Annotated in this window: 19 protein-coding genes; 9 read left to right on the top strand and 10 right to left on the bottom strand. The window is 62.9% G+C overall.

All coding sequences use genetic code 11. The features are described from left to right. Positions 1–1,423: 1,423 nt before the first annotated feature. The 8 genes from FJY68_02500 to FJY68_02535 all read left to right on the top strand — a co-directional run bounded on the left by FJY68_02500 (position 1,424) and on the right by FJY68_02535 (position 14,475). Positions 1,424–1,729, top strand: a complete 306-nt coding sequence (locus tag FJY68_02500) for a hypothetical protein (GenBank protein ID MBM3330706.1) — start codon at positions 1,424–1,426, stop codon at positions 1,727–1,729. Positions 1,730–1,790: 61 nt separating this feature from the next. Beyond that, positions 1,791–2,840 carry a hypothetical protein gene (locus tag FJY68_02505; protein MBM3330707.1) on the top strand — a complete coding sequence of 350 codons (1,050 nt, stop codon included), beginning with the start codon at positions 1,791–1,793 and terminating at the stop codon, positions 2,838–2,840. 21 nt (positions 2,841–2,861) lie between these two features. Beyond that, entirely contained in the window at positions 2,862–3,956 is a 1,095-nt protein-coding gene (locus tag FJY68_02510; protein MBM3330708.1) for a hypothetical protein, read from the top strand. A gap of 377 nt (positions 3,957–4,333) precedes the next feature. Then, positions 4,334–5,416, top strand: a complete 1,083-nt coding sequence (locus tag FJY68_02515; protein ID MBM3330709.1) for a hypothetical protein — start codon at positions 4,334–4,336, stop codon at positions 5,414–5,416. Positions 5,417–5,431: 15 nt separating this feature from the next. After that, positions 5,432–8,326, top strand: a complete 2,895-nt coding sequence (locus FJY68_02520; protein MBM3330710.1) for a TonB-dependent receptor — start codon at positions 5,432–5,434, stop codon at positions 8,324–8,326. 9 nt (positions 8,327–8,335) lie between these two features. Beyond that, positions 8,336–11,239, top strand: coding sequence for a hypothetical protein (locus FJY68_02525; GenBank protein MBM3330711.1), 2,904 nt, complete (start codon positions 8,336–8,338; stop codon positions 11,237–11,239). Between the two features lie 10 nt (positions 11,240–11,249). Then, positions 11,250–12,314, top strand: coding sequence for a UPF0164 family protein (locus FJY68_02530; GenBank protein MBM3330712.1), 1,065 nt, complete (start codon positions 11,250–11,252; stop codon positions 12,312–12,314). Between the two features lie 40 nt (positions 12,315–12,354). Next, a complete protein-coding gene (locus FJY68_02535) occupies positions 12,355–14,475 on the top strand; it encodes a hypothetical protein (protein ID MBM3330713.1) in 2,121 nt (706 codons plus the stop codon). On the opposite strand, the gene FJY68_02540 is transcribed toward FJY68_02535, so the two are convergent. The 10 genes from FJY68_02540 to FJY68_02585 form a co-directional block, all read right to left on the bottom strand. Beyond that, complete coding sequence (locus FJY68_02540; GenBank protein ID MBM3330714.1) at positions 14,472–15,881, bottom strand: FAD-binding oxidoreductase; 1,410 nt, start codon at positions 15,879–15,881, stop codon at positions 14,472–14,474. The genes FJY68_02535 and FJY68_02540 overlap by 4 nt on opposite strands. Positions 15,882–15,987: 106 nt before the next feature. Then, a complete protein-coding gene (gene trxA, locus FJY68_02545; GenBank protein ID MBM3330715.1) occupies positions 15,988–16,314 on the bottom strand; it encodes a thioredoxin in 327 nt (108 codons plus the stop codon). Between the two features lie 8 nt (positions 16,315–16,322). After that, on the bottom strand, positions 16,323–16,661 hold the full coding sequence (locus FJY68_02550) for a winged helix-turn-helix transcriptional regulator (protein ID MBM3330716.1): 339 nt from the start codon (positions 16,659–16,661) through the stop codon (positions 16,323–16,325). Position 16,662: 1 nt separating this feature from the next. After that, positions 16,663–17,475: a DUF4097 domain-containing protein gene (locus tag FJY68_02555; GenBank protein MBM3330717.1), complete on the bottom strand. Its 813-nt coding sequence runs from the start codon at positions 17,473–17,475 to the stop codon at positions 16,663–16,665. Positions 17,476–17,485: 10 nt separating this feature from the next. Next, the gene (locus tag FJY68_02560) at positions 17,486–18,190 is read right to left on the bottom strand and encodes a hypothetical protein (GenBank protein ID MBM3330718.1); all 705 of its coding nucleotides are present in this window, start codon (positions 18,188–18,190) and stop codon (positions 17,486–17,488) included. Between the two features lie 160 nt (positions 18,191–18,350). Continuing rightward, complete coding sequence (locus FJY68_02565; GenBank protein MBM3330719.1) at positions 18,351–19,022, bottom strand: hypothetical protein; 672 nt, start codon at positions 19,020–19,022, stop codon at positions 18,351–18,353. 185 nt (positions 19,023–19,207) lie between these two features. Beyond that, positions 19,208–20,212 carry a hypothetical protein gene (locus FJY68_02570; protein ID MBM3330720.1) on the bottom strand — a complete coding sequence of 335 codons (1,005 nt, stop codon included), beginning with the start codon at positions 20,210–20,212 and terminating at the stop codon, positions 19,208–19,210. A 12-nt stretch (positions 20,213–20,224) separates the two neighbouring features. Then, positions 20,225–20,710, bottom strand: a complete 486-nt coding sequence (locus FJY68_02575) for a GNAT family N-acetyltransferase (GenBank protein MBM3330721.1) — start codon at positions 20,708–20,710, stop codon at positions 20,225–20,227. A gap of 5 nt (positions 20,711–20,715) precedes the next feature. Then, entirely contained in the window at positions 20,716–21,282 is a 567-nt protein-coding gene (locus tag FJY68_02580; protein ID MBM3330722.1) for a flavin reductase family protein, read from the bottom strand. 13 nt (positions 21,283–21,295) lie between these two features. Continuing rightward, positions 21,296–22,060 (bottom strand): creatininase family protein, encoded by a 765-nt coding sequence (locus tag FJY68_02585; protein MBM3330723.1) that lies wholly within the window; start codon positions 22,058–22,060, stop codon positions 21,296–21,298. Between the two features lie 423 nt (positions 22,061–22,483). Between FJY68_02585 and FJY68_02590 the strand changes: the two genes are divergently transcribed. Then, positions 22,484–23,335 (top strand): transporter, encoded by an 852-nt coding sequence (locus FJY68_02590; protein ID MBM3330724.1) that lies wholly within the window; start codon positions 22,484–22,486, stop codon positions 23,333–23,335. Positions 23,336–23,362: the final 27 nt, after the last annotated feature.

The following is a 23,362-nucleotide window of genomic DNA, read 5'->3' on the forward strand; positions in this document are numbered from 1 at the left end:
CGATTCAGGCCTATCTCACGGCGGCGGTGATGAACTTGAAGTGCCTGGCGGCACTCCTTCTCATGCTCCTCAGTTGGTTCTTCAGGCCGAGGCCAACATCAGACCAGCCGATACCAGCATCGTCACCAATCTAAGGGTGGTTTCTCAACAGCCCCAGTATCCCTGATTCGCCCGAGGAAGGTCGCTCGGTTGCCAGCACCGCACCTCCGATGTGCTTGTGCACGAGTGAGAACATTAGACCGGTAGCCCGCTTAGTCAAGCTGGTTTGTCAGACGCGTGTGCGTAGGACGGCGATTCTACAACGCTGTAGGATGGCGCGGAAGCCGAGAATCGGTCTTAAGTTCAGCACTCTCAATTCACTATTCGCTGCTGCCCCGAGATGACTCCCCCGCCCCCCGGACAGTATACAGGATTCAGTAGACAGGAGTCAGGGAGGCTGTCTCGGACATTGTCTGGCGGACTCCTTCGTCCTCTGTCCGGAGAGGAGTCTGGAGAAGAGCCTGACCGGGAGTTCCGGAGTCTGTGTGCCAAGCAGCAGGGGATGCAACTCGCCGGTCTGCAGTCCGGGTTCTTCTCCACTGAGTCCGGCCGCTTGTGGCCCGAACAGCAGTCGAGGCAGCAGTCCGGGTTGCGTGCGGGTCAATCTCCGGACTTGCCTGCCGGTCTGTTTCCCGTTCAGTCTTGTTCGCCGGCCCGCCAACGCGGGTGGATCGACTGCCGTGTGTGCCGTGAGACGTGCTGGTTTCGGGAGTAATGCGACTTCGTCCATATGTAGTGGTTTAACCGTTTCTGACACAATTCTGCCGTGGGGGGGATGACCCGGAGGCTGCCTGGTGAGCTGCAGTCGCCGACGCAGTGCCGGATGCACTGACTCATGGAATCACCGGTGCCTTGGCCCGAGAAATGACCCAAGCAATGACGCGAGCTTTTGCTGGTGCAATGACGCGAGCGATTTCGTGAGCTTTGACTTGTGCAATGTCGCGCGCAATGAACGATGGAGGTTGAGGTCGAGGTTAAGGTCGAGTGCAGGACGGAATCGCCGATGCAGTTGAGTACGCGGTGAACGATGGGTCTGCCGGTGCTTCGACCCATGCTTCGCCGTGTGCCTAGCGAGGTTCAATCGCGCTTGCGGCGCGAGCTTTCCAGTTTCCGGCCGATTCTGATGGAATCTCAGGTGTTTGCTCCGAACAACAGAGGTCGGCTCGCGCGCCAGGCGTGCCGGGCGACATCGGTCCTGTAGTGTCCTGATTCACCGCTACTTAGCCGCGTCGGCGGCTCGTATTGACACGGTGATGCCGGGTACTAAAATGTACATGGGAGTGGCGGTTCGCCGCCTTTCCAAGCGGTAAGCATATATCTATGTATGAAACCGGTCATGCTTATACCAAATCGCGCCTCAGCGCATAACCACAGAGGAGGAACTGTGCGCAAGTTCAAGAGGCTCTTTCCCGTCTTTCTGGTCACAATTCTGCTGGCAGGTTGGACTATGGCTCAAGCCGCGGGAGCGGCCGGAGTCGTCCAGTGCCAGGGCGCAGGGATATCGAAGACGCAGCCAATTCCCGGCTACAGCCACGCCCCTGGCCCGCTACGGCTCGACTTCGGGACCGTGGTCAGGGACACCGCAGACGAGCATAGCATTGAGCCGGGCAAATGGGAGGCCCCGCGCTACGGCTCCCTGTGGAACTCGGTCTTCACCTGGAGCTGGTTCAGTCTGCTGATTTCGCGATAGGATTCGACCCGTGGCCTGAGAAGGTGCCATGAAACCATCCAGCAGCACAGGAGGCACGGCGATGTCGCCGCTTCTGGCTGAGATGGAACGAGTGATAACCGGGATCGCCGACCTGAACCGGCGCAGCGCCTACGCCGCGCTTGAATCCGCCTTCGGCGGCTTGAAGGCGGCGTCCGCGAGGTTGAGCGAAGCCGAGACTTCGGAGTTCATCGAGATGGTCCACCTGGTCCTGCTGCAGTTCGCGCGCGGCGAGACCATCCGTGTCTCCGGTCCCCGGCAGGCCCGAGAGTTAGACGTCTGCCTGAAGTATGACGATGTCTACGAGGCCGCCCTGTACCGGGCGATGGAATTCCCGGCCCGCAATCTGTTCGACCACCTGGAGGAGTACACGCCCCACCAGTACCTGCATGCCGCCCTGCGGGTCATGGGCAAGGAGTACTACCGGGTACTCAAGGATTCTTACCACACCGACAGCATCCTCGAGGAGGCGGTGGCGATGAGAGATGACGAGCCGGGCGCCCCGGCATTCGCGGGACCTGAGGAAGCCGCGGGCCGAGCCGACGGCGACTGCTCTCCGGAGGCACTGACTGTAGTCGGGCCGGAAGAGGAGATACCGACTGCGCACCTGCCCGAGGACCTGTCCGGGCAGTCAGCCGACGAGGAGCTGTTCTACAACTGGCATGACGGGAACCTGTCGCGCCTGGAATTGACGCGGTTCTACGGTCTGACCATGGAGCGGGTGAACCAGGCACTGCTGCGCGTCGCGCTCATGCACGAGAACGGCCGGCACTACGGTATGGTCAAGTGGCTGATAGAGATGGGCGAGGACGGTGACATTATCTGGCTTCTGTCCAAGGGTATGACGGCCGCGGACGTCGGACAGAAGGTACACCGGAACCAGTGGGTCGTGTACAAGCACCGGGACGCGGTGCTGAGGCGTTTCAAGGTGCTGCGGCTGGCGGGCGCGGAGGGGAGGGCCTTCTGCGCCAGGCTGTTCGGTCTGCACGCCGGTGCGGACCCCGGGAAACACGTCCCCCCGGCTTCCCGCGACTGGGCGGTGAAGATGGGCCTGATGGCATCAGGAACCGAGGCCACGGCCCCACCGGGCTAGGCGCACGCTGAGAGGATATGTGTGTCCGCGGACCCGGTGATTCGCCCCCAGAACTGCAGCCTGGTCCGGACGCTGATTGCCGACTGGGCAAAAACCAAAGGCAAGCCATTTCCCTACCTGCAGGTCGGTGAGCACCTGGCGCAGTGTCCCGCCTGCCTGTCGTGGGCTACTGCCATCGCCTATCAACCCACCGACCATTACGTCCGCGCCCTGCGCCTGCGGCTCTCCTGGGTAATCAGCATACTCGGTCAGTCGGTCCTCCGCGCCTGGTCCAATAACCAGGACCTGAAGTTCGACCTCGTGCGCGCGCAGGACCCCGCAGGGGTGCGGGACAGGGTCGGCCGACGCCTGTCCCAGTGCGAGAGTTTCAATCCCGAGATGAAGGAGCAGGTGTCCCAGATCCGCGAGTTGATGCCCGATCTCGCCACCGGCGCGCCGCCCGGCGGGCTGGAGCCGTACGCGCTGGCGCGCTACTTCCTTGAAACCGCGCTGGCGATGGCGCCGCAATCCGAGCAGCGCCTGAAGCTCCTGGATCAGCTCGGTATCGTCGAGTTCACGCGGGCGGTGGGCGAACAGCGGGCGGGTAGCAAGGAGAAGGCAGACCGTCATTTCCAGCAGGCCAAGGAGCGCTACCAACAAGTCCTGGCGGCAGACGTCGGGGATGGCACGCAGGCCAGGGAGCTGAAGGTCGGCGAGAAGATCGACCGGGTCTCGGCCCGTCTCAGCCTCGCCCAGGTTGAGTATGTACAGGGCGACCACTCCCCGGCTGCCCTGCAGAAGGCGATCGAGCACTGCATCGGTGCGCAACGGCTGGTCTCCGAGCTGGGTCTGGCCGAGGAGGAGTTCACCCGCATACAGAGCAATCTGCTGATCTGCTACCTGCGGCTGTTCCTCGACCACGACCAAACCGAAGGGTACGCCCAGGCGCAGCGGCTGGCCAGGGAAACGTGCGCCGAACCCGACGTCGCGCGAGTTTTCCTGAAGCGATGGGTAGCAGACGGCGAAGATCCGGAACTGGCGCAGCTGCTTTCGTCCCCGCGGGCAAGAGACCTGTCAGATTATCTGCGGGCCGAGGCGCAGCGAGTCCTGCGCGCCGAAGCAGTCGCGGCGAGCTGAGAGCGATGGCACAATCGGCGATTCCCGGCGCGGTCGGGCGGCCGCCCGGAACCGGTGCTCTGCTTGACACTCGGGTTTTCCGGCCTAAAGTTCTCCCTGACCCGGGCCTTGGCTGGCCCGAGTCGGTGGCCGGTATCGCGATCGGGCTCATGGAGATGAGCCGGCGCGGTTTGGCCGGTTGACAGCCTGACGGTTGCCAACCGGACTGTCCGTTGAGGGATCCCGGCGGACGCGAGGCGCTCCAGAGCGAGGCCGAGCTGCCGGGCTCCAAGTGAATGGTGTATAGTTAAAGTTGCCGCACAGCCGGTAAAGGGAAAGTTCCCGGTAGGGGACTCGTCCCGGGACGGCGACGCGGCGAGTGAGCAAAGGGAGGCAGAATGAGTCTGTGGTGTGTACAGAGCGGGCGCCATCGGCGGCAGCGGCTGGCCGGGGCGGCGCTGTGCGCGCTGCTGGCCGTAGCTTTTTTCGGCTGCGGCCGGACCGCGCCGGAGGGATTCTGGGAGCCGACCAAGGACGACACGGCCGGAATAAAGGCGGTGATCGAGGCGAACAAGGGCTACTTCCGGACCGGGCTGGCGGAACTGGCCATGATGATGTGCGACACCGCTCTGCCGGGCACGACGCGTATGATCCTCGGCGACGAGCTGCTGGGCAACCGGTTCAAGGGCAGGTACCGGCTGGATGCGATGGAGCACGTGCTCGACTCGCAGGCATTCAAGTACACGTTCATCGCCGGGCTGAACCTCGACAGCCTGATGCGGGTTGACTCCCTGCGGAACCCCTGGGAGACGACCTGGGTCGAACCCGGTTCCGAGACCACGTGCACCGTGACCATGGCCGAGACGATCTTCGGAACGCTGGTCACCCACGCGTGGAAAAAGACCACCTATCTGTATGATTCGCAGATCGTCATCTCGCCGACGGAGACGCTGCGTCTCCCGTTCTACTCGGCCGTGATGGATTCTTGCGACACCACCATCACCAAGCCGATAGCCGGCGCCTCATTTGAGGGCTGCGTGCTGAAGAAGGAGGACGGCGAGTGGACGCTCTGGAAGATGGCCGGCGGCGGGCGGTTCTATGCGCCCGGTCCGGACGACGCGCCCTACATCGTCCGTTTCGCCCTCAAGACCGCGGATAACCGGGTGGACACGGTGAACCTGCGGCCGGACACCACCCATTACGGGATCCAGCGGTTCTACTCCGTCGACGACCAGCTACTGACTTATTCCGTCGGCGACCGGGTGACGGTGACAAGCCTGTTCACGAACATGGGCGACGCCTTTGACTACCTCTACTTCAACGGGAAGCGGTACGAGTTCCGTGATACCTTGAAGTTCGATTCGCTGAGCCCCGGCAGCATCTACCGGTTGTCGCTGGAGCATATTCCCGCGCCCGTGCTCTGGGACGTGGACGGCGACTACAGCGCCACCACCTGGGGCATACCGATCCGGATTCAGTAGGAGAGGAGGCTGGAGATGAAAAGCTTAAGACTTCGTACTTCGTTCCTGGTCCTGGCCGTGCTGGCTATCGCCGGCATCGCCCTGGCCGCCAACACCGGGACTGTCGCCGGCCGGGTGACTGACAGGCAGACCGGCGAGCCGCTGATCGGTGCCAGCGTAGTGGTCGACGGCACCGAACTCGGGAACGCCACCGACCTCAACGGTCAGTACCAGATCATCAACATACCGCCCGGCACGTACAGCTTGACGGCGTCCTACACCGGCTACAACGATCTCAAGTCCACGGGCGTGCTCGTCGTCCAGGACAACGCCACGACCGTCGACTTCAAGTTGTCGGTGACGGTGATCGAGCTCAAGAAGGTGATCGAGGTCGTCGCCAAGAAGAAGGAACTGGTGACACGTTCCGCCGTGTCGGTGGAAAGAGTCATCACTTCCGAGGACTTCAAGCGGCTGCCGGTGACGAGCCTTTCCGACCTGGTCGGGATGCAGGCGGGCGTCTCCCAGTCCAATCGCGGCGGGTGGACCCACATCCGCGGCGGCCGGTTCAATGACGTGGCCTATCTGGTCGACGGCGTGTCCGCCCAGGACGCGCTGGTCGGCACGCTTTGGTCATCGCCGAAGCCGACCACCGACGCTCTGCAGTCAGTCGTCGTGATCACCGGCGGTTTCGACGCCGAGTATGGTTCTGCCATGTCCGGCATCATCAAGGCCGTGACCAAGGAGGGCGGGACCAGGACGACCGGTCGCCTCGGTTACACAACCGACGACGTCTTCCCGGCCAACTCCGGCTACAACTACGGCTATAACCGGCTGACGTTCTCGCTGGGCGGGCCGACGCCGATCTGGAAGCGCCTTCGCTACTTCCTGTCGACCGAGTACCTGAAGACGGACGATGCCTCGGGAATCCGCTACAAAATCAACTCGCCCCGCGGCGAGTACGCGGTCGAGGGCAAGCTCACCCTGCAGATGCCGAAGGAGTTCGGCCTGACCCGGGAAGGGCTGAAGTTCACCCTGGACGGCTACCACTCGAACTACCAGTGGCAGAGCTGGGGCAACTCCTACAAGTACTACCTGGCCGGGCTCTTTGCCAACCGGGTGCGTTCGCAGAAAGCCAATTTCACCATCAACCACCTGCTCTCACCGACAACGGTCTACGAAGTGAAGGTCGGTGCGTTCCAGACGTCGTTCATCCGGACGGTGCGCAACTCCGCGGCCGAGGCGGCCGACACGGCCGGGTTCTGGGGTACGCTCCGGAAAACCGGTATCTGGAACCGCTACATCTTCCGCGCCGAAGACTGGGTGTTCAACTACCAGAAATACTCGGACTACGAGCTGGCTCACGGTGGGACCGATACCATCAAGTCGATGCGCGACGCGGTGCTCAAGCTCTACCGGTCTTTCTGGCTGGACGCCAACGGCAATCCGGTCTACGCTCATGCCGGGAAAAAGAACTTCTCGTCCGGGTACGCGATGATCGACAACCCGTGGGGCGTGGCCGGGCTCTTCGTTACCGAGGGCGATGAGCGAACCTGGCACTACCGCTCGACCGAACAGGTCCTGGGCAAGATAGACCTGACCCACACCGTGTCGAAGATCCACGAGATCAAGACCGGCCTTGACGTGACGTCGTACTCGCTCTCCGAGTACACAAACTCGCTGCCCTGGGACATGAACCCGTTCTGGGATGCCTATAACTACAAGCCGCTGGTCGTGGCCGGGTACGTGCAGGACCGGGCCGACTTCGAGGACCTGGTGGTCCGGGCCGGGATCCGACTCGACTACCTCGATTCGAAGGCGAAGGTGCGCGCGTTCCCGGAAAGCCTGGGCGCGCAGCCAAACATCGCCGACTCGCTGCTGCCGGTGCCGGCCAAGTACCGGCTGGCGCCGCGCCTCGGCCTCTCCTACCCGATCACCGAGCGGATCAAGTTCCGCTTCAGCTACGGCCACTTCTACAAGAACCCGTCTTTCTCCGACCTGTACACGTACGCGGACCGGACCGCAGCCGAGCTGCGGAGCCGCGGCAATGTCATCGTCGGCAATGCCGACATGGGCGCGGAGAAGACCATCGCCTATGAGATGGGTTTCGATGCCCAGTTGACCGACATCTTCGCGTTCGACCTGACCGCGTTCTACAAGGACGTCTTCGACCTGTCCGGCGTGCGCACCGTCCAGGCACTGCCCCAGCCCTACACCATGTACTACAACGTGGAGTACGCGCGGATCCAGGGCCTGGAGGCGACGATGACGAAGGTGCTCGACCAGTACTGGTCGAGCCGCATCGGCTACACGTTCCAGATAGCGAAGGGCACGGCTTCGACCGCCGACGCCCAGTACCAGCGCTCGACGCCGCGGCAGCTCGACTACTTCCTCGACCAGGACGTCCGCCACTCGTTCCACGGCGACCTGGCCTTCTCGTTCCCGTCCGACTTCGGCTTCGTGCCGATGCGGGACTTCGAAGCAGCGGGCGTGCTCAACTACAGTACCGGTACGCCCTACACGCCGACCGACCAGAAGGGCAACCAGATCGGGCTGTCAAATTCCGCCCGGCTGCCCAGCACCTACCAGCTTGACGGCCGGCTCGGCAAGGACTTCACGTTCGCCGGCATGTCGCTCTCGATCAACTGCGACATCACGAACGTGCTGAACACCGAGATCATCACGGGCGTGTTCGCTGCGACCGGCAAGCCCGACAACACCGGCCGAGTCATCACCCCCCTGGAGTTCAGCGCCGCCGGATTCCTCTTCGGCGACCCCTTCTATCACCCCGCGCGCGACTACGACCACGACGGGTTCATTACCCGTGAAGAGCAGTTCGTTTCCTACCTCAAGGCCTACGATGACGCGAACATCTCGCCGACGCGCTACGGCCCGCCGCGCAAGATCAAGCTCGGCCTGAGCCTGGCGTTCTAAGGAGCAACCATGAAATCACGTCTAAGCAACCGCAAGTGGCAGACCGCCGGGCTGCTCCTCGTGCTTCTCACGATGACGGCCGGGCTGGCGTGGGCGCGCAGCGCCACACCTCCGCCCGCTGGCCAGCGTGTCTACAACAGCCAGTGGCTGAACATCAACAAGTGGGAGTGTCCCTTCTACAACGACGGGCGCTACGGTCTTGACATCTCAGTCGCCACCGGCGTGGCCGGCGGCGCCTGGCCCCAGCCGCTCCACAACTGCTACATCTTCGGGGCCGGGCTCTGGTTCGGCTCCATCCGGGCCAGGGCCAATGACCCGAGTATGGAAGATACGCTCGTCACGTTCGGCTACAACCCGAACTCGGGCGGCACCGAGATGTCGCCGGTCACGGTCGAGAACGTCGCGGAGGGTACGGGCAGTGCCGACGACCGTATCTTCGTTTACCCCGCCGACTATCCCCCCGCGCCCCGAACTCGCTGGGAGACCGGGGACGCACAGGTCGACTCCATGCTGATCCCGTACGAGAACTTCTCCCTGATGGACATGTGGTGCGCGTATTCCGACGTGCTGTCGGAGAACCACATCTCGCCGGGCAAGCCCCAGAACATCGACGTCTACCAGACGGTCTACGCCTGGAACTACCCGTCGAACGAGGACATCTTCTTCATAACCTACATCGCTCGGAACGCGAGCACGACGGACACTTTGAAGAACTGCTTCATGGGCGCGGTCTGCGACGCGGACGTCGGCGATGCGACCGATGACATGGTCGGCACGCTGCTCAACACCTACGTGCCGGGAGTGGGCACGGTCACGAACGTCGGGTACGTGGGTGACAACAACAACCAGGAGAACCCGGGTCGGGACTGGGAAAGCGGCACCCCCGGGGTTTTCGCCTACAAGTTCCTGGAAAGCCCGCGCGACACATCCGGCGACCCGCTCGGAATGACCGCATTCAAGAAGTTCACCATCGACATCGACCCGGTGACCGACGCGGCCCAATACCTGACCATGGCCGGGTTCGACTACCGCACGGGCGTCTATACCCCGTACGATTCCGCGAAGGACGTAGACCCCAAGGACAAACGGTTTGTCCAGTGCTCGGGCCCGTTCACGCTGGCGCCGCAGCAGATGGTACGACTGGTCATCGCCTGCATCGCCGCTCCGTTCGGGGGTCCGAACCAGAACTGGCAGGACCGTCCGATCGATTCCCTGATCCACCTGGCCAAGCTCGCCAACCAGGCGCAGTTCATCTATGACCAGGGCTGGCTGCTGCCCGGCCCGCCGTTGGCCCCGAACATGACGCTGGTGCCGGGCGACAACCAGGTCCGGATAGTCTGGGACAACCTGCCGGAAGTTACTCCCGACCCGTACTGGCTCAAGGTTGCCAGCGACACGAGCAAGCCGGGCTGGGACCCGCTCTACCGCGGCTACGACTTCGAAGGTTACATCGTCTACAAGTCGAAGAACGGCAGCGACTGGGAGATCCTGGGCCAGTGCGACCGGGTCAACGGGGATACGTTCAACTACCCGCCGGGCGGCGATTCGGTCAACACGCCCGACAGCCTCTGGATCAAAGCGACCGACGCCGGTCTCTACTACAACCTGGTCGACAGCAACGTGACCAATGGGTTCACGTACTACTACAGCGTGGCGTCGTTCGACTACAACTTCCAGACCACGCAGTGGGATTCTGCTCACCAGATCCCGCTGGACTCGACCGTAATCATCCTCCGCTCCGGGCTGGTGGCCAACTACTACACCACGCCCCGCTGGGAGGCGGCCAACTACGTGATGCCGACGGTCAACGTCGCCACCGCTGTCGGCGACACGACCAAGCCGGGCCTGAGGTGGAAGCCCGAAGTCGTGGTTCCGGCCCAGGTCACTGCCGATACCTACGAACTGCGTTTCCTGGCTCCGGCGTACGGCGGCAGCGCCTCCAAGCCGATCTACAGCTACGTCGTCACCAACCTGCGCAACGACAGCGTGGTGATCGAGTCGACATCGCTCAGCTACACGATCGGCAATACGCTGACCCGCGCGCTGCCGGTTTTCAATGGCCTGGCGCTGAACTGCAGCCTGAAGCTGACGCTGCCGGCGAGCGGGATCGAGACCGCGTACGTCCAGACCGGCACGTATCCGGCGGAAAAGGTACGCGGCAGCGGTACCGCATCGCAGGGACTCTGGGCGCTCCGGGGCGCGGACTACGAAATCGAGTTCTCGGTCAGCCCCTATCTGACCGCGAAGGTCTATGATGTCACCCACGGTCGCATCGAGGTCCCGAAAACGGAGTTCGACAACCTCTCCGGATCCAAGGCACAGGCCAATGGCTGGTGCTTCGTGGACAGGACGGCAAGGAACCCGAGCGACACTCTCAAAGGCAAGATGGCCAGGATCTACGTGTGCGGCGTCTACGCCGAGATCAACGCCGGCGACTCCATCGCCGGCAACACGAGCCTGATCCAGGACGGCGACAGGTGGGTGCTCATCGGCAACAAGTCGGGCGGCACGGCTCCGTCCTACAACGTGTACCACGTGCTGTCGGTGCCGGGCGTGTCGCGGACCGACACGACCTACAAGCTCAACGTCAAGGTCGTACCCAACCCCTACGTCGTCTTCAACGCCTGGGAGAAGTCAACGGAGCAGCGCTACGTCAGGTTCACTCATCTGCCGAGCGAGTGCATCATCCGCATCTACACGGTGGCCGGTGACCTGGTCAAGGTCATCAGACACACCGAGACGATGACCCAACCGCTCGACCAGGCAGGCACCGAGACGTGGGACTTCACCAACGAGTCGCCGGGCATGTCACAGACCGCAGCGTCCGGCCAGCTCATCGCATCGGGTGTCTATATCTACCACGTCGAGTCGAAGGTCGGCGAGGCGGTCGGCAAACTGGCCGTCATTTACTAGGGAGGCAGCCATGAAAAACGGAATCACGATTCTCCTGACTCTGGCACTCCTGGCGTCGGTGGCGTTCTTCTCTCCGGCCCAGGCAGCGTTCTCGAAGGTCGGCACCACCGGGGCCGCGTTCCTCAAAATCGGAGTCGGCCGGTCAACCGCGATGGGCGACGCATTCTGCGCCATCGCGGACGATGCCTCGGCCAGCTACTTCAACCCGGCCGGACTGGCCCGGGTGGAGCGGCAGGTAGCGCTGAACCACGTCGACTGGATCGCCGACGTCAGTCACGAGAACCTCGCCATCGTGCTGCCGATGACCAACTTCGGTACGCTGGCATTCACGGTGACTGCCCTGTCCATGGGCCAGATCGAACAGACGACGATTGACAACCCCAATACCGTGACCCGTGAGGATGAAGGCACCGGGCTCTTCTTCGGTGCTTCGGATATGGCCTTCGCGGTGAGCTATGCCCGGATTATCACCGACAAGCTCTCCTTTGGTGTCACGACCAAGGTCATCAATCAGAGTATCTGGGACATGTCGGCAACGGCGGTTGGCTTCGACCTCGGCCTCTTCTACAATACCGGCTTCAGGTCTCTTCGCATCGGGGCGGCGGTCACCAACTACGGCACCCAGCTCAGCTTCACCGGACGGCAGCTCGACTACAGCTTCTTCTGGACCGACTCCGGCCCGAGCCAGCTCCGCGGTTCATACAGCACGACGCCGGCCGGCCTGCCGACGTCGTTCCGCTTCGGCGTCGCCTACGACATCATCGAAGCCCAGAACCTGGACAAGGACTCCCGCCTCACCGCCGCACTCGACATCACCCATCCTTCGGACGTCAACGAAACAGTGAACTTCGGACTTGAGTACGGACTCGCCAACGTCTTTTTCCTGCGGGGCGGATACATCCTGAATGCCGATAACTCCTATCAGGAGGAACTCGGCTGGCTTACCGGTTTGTCTGCCGGTCTCGGTGCCCGCGCCAAGCCGGTTCGCGGTCTGAGCCTGGGGCTTGACTACACTTTCCGGTACATCAAGTACTTGAAGCCCACTCACCGTCTGCAGTTGACAGTCGGGTTCTAGACTGACGGTCACGCGTAACGTTGCAGGGGCACGGTCGTCCGTGCCCCTGCCGGCTATCCTCCCGGTCTGCCTTTTGCTGCTGTTGGCGTCCGCACCTGCGGCCAAGTGGACCGTCGGGGTGTACATGTGTGCGGACAACGGGATGAACTACGTCGCCGGCGGCGACATCGCCGAAATGGAACAGGTCGGGTCAACGGACAACGTTAGCGTCGTGGTCCAGGTCGACCGCGCCGCCTTCGACCCCCGACCCGGCTGCTACCGCTACTTCATCAGGAAGGGTGGAGCGGACACGCTGGCCGCCCTCGGCGAGGTCGACATGGCAGAAGGTGCAACCCTTATCGGCTTTGCCGAGTTCCTGCGCAGCCGCTATCCGGCCGACAACTACCTGCTGGTTCTCTGGGACCACGGAAACGGTTGGTACCCGGGCTACCGGGCCAGCGCTATCTTCATCGACCAATCACACGGCCACGAGATGGGAGTTGCGGGCGGGGAACTGGCGCGGGCGATGAGGGGAGTGAGGCAGGCCCTGGGCAGGCGGGTGAGAATCCTCGCCTTCGACGCCTGCCTGATGGGTATGGCCGAAGTCGCGGCCGAGGTCCGTGATGACTGTGACTACATGCTGGCGTCCGAGGCGCTGGTCCCGATCAATGGATTGCCCTACGACAAGTTCCTCGCGCGGCTGACAAACCGTCCCGCCACCCGTCCGGCCGACTTGCTCGCCGGCGTGTGCTCCGACTTCGTCGAGGAGTATCCCGGGCAACAGGTGGCGATGTCCGCGCTCGAGATGGCGAAGCTGGCGCCGGCGCTGGATCTGATGGCGGCGACCCTGCGCGACGGCATCGACCCGGCAAGCCCGGACATAGGCGCAGCCCGTGCCACGGTGCAGACTATGTCGGGCAACTCCTTCCACATCGACCTGCTTCACTTCCTCGAGCTGCTGGGGGGGAATGCCTCCGATTCACTCCTCGCCTCGTTCAGGGCCGCAGTGACAGCCAACGAGCGCAGCGCGGGCTTTGAGAATGCGTCCGGTATCGCCATCTGGTTCCCGGACAACTACCTCGCCCTGAAAGCGTCGGTAGAACCGTACATGGCCCTCAACTTCGCCGCGGAGTCGGGCTGGCCCCATTTCCTGAACCGTTACTTCGGCACGGATGACGTGAAGCCGGTGCAGCCCGCGATCGCGCTGGTGCGGCAGGGGCACCGCAGTGACGCCCGGCTCTGGTGGAACTCCTGCTTTGACCTCGCGCCCGTGCGCTACGACCTCTACGAGGCGAAGCTGCCGGCCGAAGTTCTCAAGGACGACGGCAACGATCTCTCTGGTTGGACAAGCTCGGGCTGGACTGTGAGCATGCAAAGAACCCATTCAGACCCCAACTCTTTCTTCTCCGGCTCCGCCAGCGATATCGAGAACTCGCTGGAAAGCGCCGAACCATTGTGCCTGCCCGGAGGCGGGTTGCTCTCTTTCTATGCCTGGTTCTCTACGCAGGAGGAATGGCATTCGTCCGCCGGCTTCACTCGGGACATCTGCTATGTCGAATGGTCGCCGGACCACGGTACGTGGCATGTGCTCGATTCGCTGTACGGCGATGACCGGTCATGGCGCGAGCGGCGTTACCTGCTGCCGGCTGCCGAAAGTCTCGACCTGAGGTTCCGTTACGTGACCGACGCGAGCGTGAACGGGCAGGGCGTGTTCATAGACGACATCCAGGTATCCGCCTTTGCCGGACTCCGGACCGCGGCAGCAAGCGTTCCGGACACAACCGCTGCCGTCTTCGGTGCGCCGCGTGACTCCGCCGGCTATCAGTACTTTGTGACGGCGACCGACTCGTTCGGCAACGTCTCGATGGCGAGTCAGTTCGCCCGGGTCCAAGTCACCACCTGGGCCGAGCCGTACACGCGCCCTGCCCCGTTCGCTGGGGAATGCGAGCTTGTCCTGGACTTTCCGGACGGAGAGACGCCGGATGTGCTTGTCTACACACTGTCCGGAACGCTCGTTCGCCGGTTCGAAGACGTCGGCAAGCGCGTGCTTGGGTGGGACGGCACCAACGACTCAGGCCGGCCTCTCGCTGACGGCCTCTACCTTGTCGTGGTGCAGGGCCGAGACTTCAGGAAGCTCGGCAAGATTGCCAAGGTAGCTCGGCCGACGGGTTCGTCCCGCTAGTCTTCCGGCAGGATCTTCCCCGGATTCAGGGTGCTCTCCGGGTCCAGCGCCTGCTTGAGCCGGCGCATAACACCGAGTTCGGCCGGACCGAGCGCCCGCTTCATAAGGTGGCGCTTGGCTGAGCCGACTCCGTGCTCGGCGGTTATCTGCCCGCCCCGCGCCAGCACGAAGTCAACCAGTTCGTCCACCACCGCTGCCCGAGTCCGCTGCCATTCACCGTCGTCGGCCATGTTGCGACAGATGTCAACGTGGATATTGCCGTCGCCGATGTGGCCGAAAGGGACAATCGGGATGCCGTGTTTCTCCTGCAGCCGGGCGACCAGCTCAACCGTCGCCGGCAGCTCCGACAGCGGCACGACCACGTCCTCGGCAGTGACCTGCGTGTAGACCTGCTTCAGAGTCTTGGCGATGGAACGGCGGGCCGTCCAAAGCCGTTCCTGGTCGGTGGCATTGTCCGCCACCAGCGGCTCGCGCGCACCCAGTTCCATCGCGGTTTCACCGAGCAGCACGCATTCGCTCAGGACCTGCTGCCGGTCGTTGCCCTCGAGTTCGATGAGCACCTGGACTGCCGCGTCGGCAAAGGGCAGGCAGGTGCCCAGCACCTGGCTGCAGGCGGCGATGCCGCCCCGCTCGATGAATTCGACCACTGCCGGCATCAGCCGGCTGTCGCGGATGACACGCAGGCAGAGTTCGACGCCCTGTTCGAGCCGGTCGAACGGTACCAGTACGTCAACCTGGTGCCTGGGTCTGGGTACGAGCTTGAACGTGATTTCGGTGATGATGCCCAGCGTACCTTCGGAGCCGATGAGCAGCTTGTTCAGGTCATAGCCGGTCACGTTCTTGTGGAGCTTGCCGCCGTAGCGGATGATGGAACCGTCGGCGAGAACCGCTTCGACGCCACGTACATAGTCGCCGGTGACGCCGTACTTGTAGGCTCGGGCGCCGCCGGCATTGGTGGCTACGTTGCCGCCGATAGAGCAGTCTTCGAGCGAGGCCGGGTCGACCGGGTAGTAGAGCCCGAGTTCGGCGCACGCCTGCTGCAGTCTGGCGGTACGGACTCCGGGTTGGGTGCGAACCATCAGGTTGCCGGCGTCGACTTCGATCACCCGGTCCATCAGTTCGGTGGAAACGACGATGCCGCCCCTGGTTGGTATCGACCCGCCCGCGAGGCCGGTCCCGAGCCCGCGCGGCGTTATCGGCACCTGTTCCTCTCGGGCTAGGCGGATTACCGCAGCGACTTCCCCTGCCGACCGTGTCTTCACCAAGGCCTCGGGCAGACGGTGTGGCTCGGTGCTCTCGTCATGCCCATAGTCGACAAGCAGCGCCGGGTCGGTGATAGTCCTCTCGGGTGTGCAGATCTCAGCCAACCGTCTTGCCGCCGGGTGTGAAAACGGTCTGCAGGTCACGACTTAGCCTATCTTCGCGGGGTCACCAGTCAAACGCGGCACGGCAGCCAAACGAGCAAAAAAGAACCCGGCCGAAGCCGGGTTGGTCAGTTGATCCTGGTATCGATTAGGCCAGGTGCTGCTCGATCTTGGCGGACAGGACGTTCTCCGCGGCGTATCCCACGTGCCGCTCAACTTCCTTCCCGCCTTTGAAGATGATGAGCGTCGGTATGCCGTGAATGTCATACCTGCCGGGCGTCGCCGGGCTCTCGTCCGTGTTCAGTTTGCAGATCGTCATCTTGGCTGAGTACTTTGCTGCCAGCCCCTCGACTACCGGTCCCAGCATTTTGCACGGACCGCACCAGGGAGCCCAAAAATCTACCAGTACCGGAAGCGCCGACTTGATGACTTCCGCTTCAAAGTTAGCATCATTTACCTGCTTCACATCAGCCATTTTTCCTCTTACTCCTTCTGTGCCTTGGCGACCGTGCTCACCAGCTGACGGAGCCAGGGGCTTGTCACCCGGTAACAGACCTGGTTTCCTTTTCTCTCGTACGTCACTACTTCGGCTGCTCTCAACACAGCCAGCTGCTGCGATACCGTAGCCTGGGCCACTCCAAGACACTCGGTCATGTGCTTTACGTTACATTCCTGCTTCATCAGCCCCGCCACCAACTGCAGCCTCATCGGGTGACCCAGCGCCTTGAAGGTGCGAGCCAACCTTTCTGCCCCGTCACGATCTATGCAGCTTTCTATATATGATTTCGACGCTCTTCGGCCGGTGTGCGATTCCCGCTTCATCTCACGACCGCCGGCGGACCACGACATCGGCATTCGTAGTGGTAATGGTGATGTCCGACGCACCGGAACCGATGCGGGCGCGCACGTGGTGCTCGGTCTGGGTCTCGTACGTCACCGTGAAGTCGTGGATCGTGATCATACCGGTGGAGTTCGTCACTTCAACCACAGCCGAGACGTCGGCGGGGAGCAGTAACGTCACCTTGCCGTTCGTGGTTGCCAGCCCAACGTCCTCGGCGACGTCGAGGACCGCGATGTCGCAGTCAATCGCGCCGTTGGTGGTGGCTCCGTAGAGTGCGCCGCTATGAACGGCCACGTCCAGCTTGCCGTTCGTCGTCGACACGCTGGCAGTTCCCCTGGTGCCGATCAGTTCGATACCGGCGTTGGTCGTATTGGCGTTGATGCTGCCGACCGTACTCGTCACGCTGATCTCGCCGTTGGTGGTCGACAGGGCAAGATCGATGGTATCCGGGGCGGTGATGGTGAAACTGGCGCCGTACGGCCGGCTGCCGCCCAACGTATCTTCTGCCTTCACCCGCAGTTCGTTGCCGACAACCGTGTCGCTGTAGATGACATTGGCAATATACTGCTCGGCGTCCGCAAGGTTCCGGCCGTATGCGTATGTCGACTCGACGACGACGAGGACCGTGTCGGTGGACGCTGTCACGCGGATGAAGCCGTTCTTGGTTGAGGCATTGAGGCCGCTGATTCCGGCGGCTGGATACGTGTGGGTCTTCGCAACGTCCAGCCTGTACGTATACAGACAGGCAGCTGCCAACAATAGAGCGGGAAGGAACCGGCGCAGTTGGTATCTCACTGAATCCTCCTCAGTCTGTTTCGCTAGTGGTTTGCGCCGCCGGCATCAGCAGCACGCCGACGGAGAAGAACCAGCCCCCGAGGCGATCCGCGGGTGCGTTCTTCACAACGATGCCGTTGGCTATTCGCCAGGTCGGGCTGAACGGAGCATACAGGTAGCCGCCGCGCAGGGCCACCCCTATTCCACCGGACTTGGTGTTCGCCGTGAGTCCCAGCTCCAGCGCTGCCATCCCGGCGAGTTTCGTGCCCGAGGATAGCAGGATGTTCCTGGGCACACTGCCAAACAGAGAGTCGAACCGGATAGTGTCGCCCGCCGTCTTCTGGCGCAGGTTGAACGACTGGCTAAGTCCGCCGACCGCCACCATCGGCACAATGGTCAGGAAGTTGAAGGGAGCGATCTTGAGTCCCACCTCTCCAAAGATGCCCGTCGCATCAGTCCTGAGCCGGAACGCATCGTTTTCTCTATCGTCCCAGGTCTTGAAGAAGAGCGGGCCGATGAGGAACGAGCCGGTCAGCGTTCGCAGTTCGAGTCCCCATCCGAAGTGGCGGCTGCGTGCCTGTGGCATGTTGTTGACCGGTTTGGCGAACTCGGCGTTGAAGCCACCTACCGGTGGCTGGTAGGCCGCGGCAAACGGGATGAACCATGCCTCGGGCGCGTCGGCTGCCATGGCCGGCGCCGCCGTGGCGAGCAGCAAGGCAAACAGCGTTATTCGCATATTCGGGATTCCTCGACAGCTAGTATAGAGCGGTTGCTGAGGGTGTCAACTGGCGGGGAAGGCAGGGAACGCATGACACTTCTCCTCATCCCCGACATTCCCGCAGCAGACGAAGCCGCCCGTGATTCATCCCGGGCGGCTTCGATCGCTGCGGAAAGAGCTAGTGCGTTACCAGTACCTTCCGGACGGCAACAAGACCGGAGGAGGCGTACCGGCAGAAGTACACTCCCTCGGGCACCACGCGTCCGAAGTCGTCTTCGCGGTTCCACGTCGCCGTGGCGACACCATCGGCACCGACCGCGCAGTCAAGCGAGCGAACCACGTTGCCGACGGCATCGTGCATCTCGACCACGGGGCTGCCGGTTCCGGCAGGCTGCAGCCGGATCGCCATCTGCGCCGTCACCACGCTCGGGCTCACCTGCAGGCGCTGTGAGTGTCCCGTCGCGGTCCGGGGTTCTGCGACGTTCACGACCCCGCTGTAGAACAGCGCCCGGGGTTTCCTTATGCCGCCGGACGTGAAATCGTACCAAGTATTGGCCACCGGGGAGGGGAACATCGAGACATTGGGCATGGGACCAATCGACGATATCAGCTCAACCGAATCCGGCCAACCGGCGATGTCCGCGATGTGCCAGGTATCCTGGCTCGTCCCACCCCATCCCGCGGTGGGGTAGGAATCGATGTCCGGCGACACGAACACGACAGCCGTCTGCACTTGGACGTCGAAGGTATTGGGGTCGACGACTCCGTAGAAGGCAATCTGCGCCCTGCCGACGCCAAAGGCGCCGAGCAACAGCACTACGACTGCCAGTCCAGCATAGCGCTTCTTCATAGTCTGCTCCTGTTATGCGTTTGCCAATGCCGGGCACACCCGGGATGAAACAGAATACCCCCCGGCCCTCCCTTGTCAAGTGCCATTGACCCCGACGACCTTCTGCGACGGCAGGGTGATGGTCGGCACACGCCTGGGTTCGTAGGCTTCGCGGCTCGAACGGCCAATGGCGCCGTCATGGGCCTTCAGATGTGTTGACCGCGCGTCTCCAGCAGGCTGTTGTCGCCCACGACTTCAAGTCCCGCGTAGCGGCCGCTGTCGGCAAACACCCGGGAAGCCTGGCAGTGGTCCTTGCGCGACAGGCAGACCTCTATCTCGGCCGTTATTGCTTCGGCAATCCGTCCGGTCATCGCGCCAAGGGCGGGTGCGGCGAGGATGGTGCCCTCCTGGCGATGGCAGCCTACTTCCAGCACGTGTCGCCGGTCTTCGACTCGCAGCACCAGTCTTTGCGGTGTCACCTCCAGTTTTGAGATGGTGGTGCCGGTATAGGTGGCGAAGCGATAGAGCCGGCCACGCAGCCACAGCCCGATGATGCAACCGGTGAAGCTGCTTCCGAGCCACGGGATGTGCGCGACCGACACGGTCAGGCTGGCTTCAGATTCGGCGAAGTGATTGGTCTGTATCCAGACCCACGCTTTTGGGAAAGAGCGTCCCCAATCCTTCTCGACGTAGCCTTTGCCACCGGTGAAATCGGTTGCCCGGCCCGCGATGGTCAGTCTTCCTTCAATCCGGTGGTTGAAACTGAGAACGCCATGATAGCATTCCATGGCCGGGACCAGTGAGTACCAGCCCATTGCGCCCGGGGACAGCGGGCGTACCGGCCAGGGGTGGATACCGGTGAAGCGGAGTTCGCCCCGAAGTGCATCCTTGCCTGGGAGGTCGAGTTCGATGCGGTCGAGTGAGAAGCGGTTTGGGCCGACTTCGATGTCGAAGCGATCACGCGCCGCGTGGAACTCACTAAGGTCATAGCGGTGATAGGAGCTGGTTCGGTTAGGTCCGTCGAGCACCTGCACGAAGGCGTGCGGTTCGCCCGTATCCGGTAGCGACACCCCCGGTATGATGGCGAGAACCGCATCGCCCGACGGCGCAACGCTCTTGAAGTACCAGCCCTCGAAAAACCGGCGGCGCCTGCCGAATCCGTGGTACTCCGCCTGGTTCCAGGTCGTCCGTAGCTGGCCGAGTAGGCTCAAAGTGATTGTCGCTCAGCCGCTCAGGCGGCGGACCAGGCGGTGGCTCAAGGGAGCGAGGCCGAGCGAAGCGAAGAAGGCGGTGGCAGGCTGGTTGAAGTCGTAGACGTTGGCCTGCACCTCGGCAGCGCCCTGCTCACGCGCCCACTCGATTGCCTTGCCTACGAGCAGTGCGGCAATCCCTCTACGCCGCAGTTCGGGTCGCACCACGACGCCGCGTACGAGCAGTGAGGTGAGCGGGCGCTTCTGCGGGAAGTCATCCATCCGGAGCAGGCCGCAGTTCGTCACGCCGACGACGCGGCCGTCGAGTTCGGCGACTGCCAGGAATGTGTCGGGGTCGTGCATGAGCTTCTCGGTCCGGTCACGCAGGCGGACCGGGCCCGAGGGCTTGCGGAAGCGGTCAGGCAGGGCTTCACGTTGAGGCTGGTCCATCAGGTCAGCCAGCTCGCAGATGGCTTCGTAGTCACCCGGAACGGCGCGGCGGATTGTCGGCGTCGGCACAGGCCTCAGGGCCGGACGAGTTCCCTGCCTGCACTCCACGCTCGGGCCAGCTCATCGCCCACCGCCCAGTAGCGGTTGTCGGGCATTGTGAGCGTGAACGGGCTCAGCTTCCTGACGTCGGGCTTGCCGTCAGTTAGGATTCCTTCGTCGGCATAGGCGGAGACTATCTCGCCGATGAAGAGCTCGTCGACCGTCAGTTCGACCACCTGCACGAGGCGACACTCCATCGCGAGCCCGCAGGCTTTGGCCATCGGCGCGTGTTTGAGGTCGCCGCTGAAGGTCTCGAACAGGCCGGATTTGTCGATCCGGGCCCCGGAGACCAGCCCGGCATAGTCGACGAGCTTCAGCATGGCAGCCGAGGGGATGCTGATGCTGAACTCTCGGTGTTCTCGGATGCCGCGGTTTGTGTGGTGCATCTTGCCGAGCGCGGCGAGCACCATGGGCGGGTTCGGGTTGCAGCGGGTGACCCAGGCCGCAGCCAGGAAGTTCGGCTTGCCGTCGACTTCGGCGCCGACCACGGTCATCGGCATCGGATAGGGAAAGACGTTGTTCGATATTCTGGCTTTGCTCATGCTGCCTCCGGAGTTATCGGTGCTCTCCACCAGTGCCGAGCTGTCTCCAGCGTCTGAACACGTCGAGCAGCGTCGCCTCGACTTTGGCACAGACCGCGGTCATCAGCTTTCCGGCTTTGGCCGGATCGAAATCGGGATAGCCTTCGTCCTGTTTGTACAGGATGATCGAGCCGGGGAACGGGACGGCGGCGAGGCCGGGCTGGACCGTGAACGCGAGGTCCTTCGAGTAGTCCTGCTTGCACACGTCTCCGGGATGGTCGACCTGCACCATTGCCGTTTCGTCGGTACCGGCGTGTCCGCCCACGTGACCGTAGACCTGCTTGATCTCCTCGACGCAGAGCGTCCACCAGTCGATGACTGCGCTGTACGTCTTCTTCTCTCGAAAGAGCCGTAGCGAGACATTCTTCAAGGCCTCGGTGTTCCCGCCGTGGCCGTTCAAGAAGACGATACGGCGGAAACCCGCGTCGGCCAACCCGGCAGCGACCTCGTATGCGTAGCGCTCGAACGTATCGGGCAGCACGGTGACTGAGCCGGGATAGGGCAGAAGGGACTTGGTGATGCCGTAGGTGATGCCCGGCGCAACCAGCGCGTTCACCCTCTCTGCGACCCGGTCGCAGATCGAGGCCGGTATCTGATTGTCGGTGCCGAGCCCAGTCACACCGTGGGCCTCGATGGTGCCGACCGGGACGAGCACGGCGTCGGTCTTCTTCGGAACAAGGCGCTTGAACTCCATCCAGTTCAGCTCTTCGAGCTTGCGGGTACGGAAGGTAGTCCTCATCGCCGTGAGAATAGAGCCTTTGATGCTGTGCGTCAAGCAGCACGCCGGACCCGAGGGCGGAATGCAACCAGAGGGGGTCGGGCGCGGAGCTCACCACAAAGACACAAAGTCACCAAGCGAACAGCGGAATCTCCGGCCCCGGACCCGACATTGACCACCAAGACACCAAGAACACCAAGTCAGAGCAGTCGATAGCTGTCCGTATCCTCCTTGTGTCTTGGTGCATTTGTTGTGAATCCCAATGTCGGCTTCATCCGTGCTCTCTTTGTGCCTCGGTGTCTTGGAGGAGAAGTCCGATCCGATTCGCTTGCCGTCCTTCGTGACTTGATTCGGCATGGGTTTTGGCTAGGCTGGCAGGGCGAGGAGCAGGGAGCAGGGGCTGGAGAACGGACCTGAGGCGTTTGCGACAAAAGGAGGCAGTGCGTGAAGAGACCAACAGTGATGGTGCTGGCCCTGGCTGTGCTGGCCGGGAGTGCGATGGCGACGGCTTTCATCGGCCGTTCGTCCGCGATGAACAAGCAGTACCAGTTCTACGGCTGGGCGAACTTCGGATACAACCAGACTGCGCTGAGCTACAACTGGACAGCGGGCAAGTACGAAGCGCCGGCAGGGTTCGTCGCCACGCAGACGATATCCTGCGACCTGACGCTGGGGTTCGGGTTGTCCAAAGAGTTCGACATCGACGTGGTCGCCCCGCTGGCGATGAAGCAGAAGGGCGATGCGAAGTCTACCGGTCTGGGCGACCTGATGGTCTACGCGCGCTACGGAATTCTCCAGGACCCGGACAAGCCGCTCAAAGCCGCTCTCATACTCGGCGCCAATTTCCCTACCGCGGACAAGAAGGCGAGCCCGGCGCTCAGTGACCGGACTACGGACTTCGCGTTCGGGCTCTCCATGAACACGAAGAAGCTCGGCAAGTTCGGCGGCCACGTCCGGGCCGCGTACTGGTTCAACGGTAATCTCCCGGACGTCGAGGCGCCGACGAAGGTCGGAGATATGTTCGAGTATCTACTGGCCGGGGACTACTCCGCCTCGAAGACCATCACGCCCCAGTTGGGCGTGTCCGGGTACATACGGGACCAGACTACGTTGGGTGGGACATGGGTCCCGAAGTCTCAGGTCAGCCAGCACCTGGTTAGCGCACTGCTGATGTGGAAGCCGATTTCGGCGCTGACAATCCGGCCCAAGGTCTCCCTGCCGCTGACCTCTATCTCCGAAGGGGGCGCGATGGCCAACTGGTACGCCGGATTGGACGTGTGGGTGTTCGTGCCCTGAGAGCCGCCCGGACTTTGCGGAAGTCTC

This window comes from candidate division WOR-3 bacterium (assembly GCA_016867815.1).
Classification (GTDB): Bacteria; Hydrothermota; Tepidihabitantia; order Tepidihabitantales; family Tepidihabitantaceae; genus UBA2258.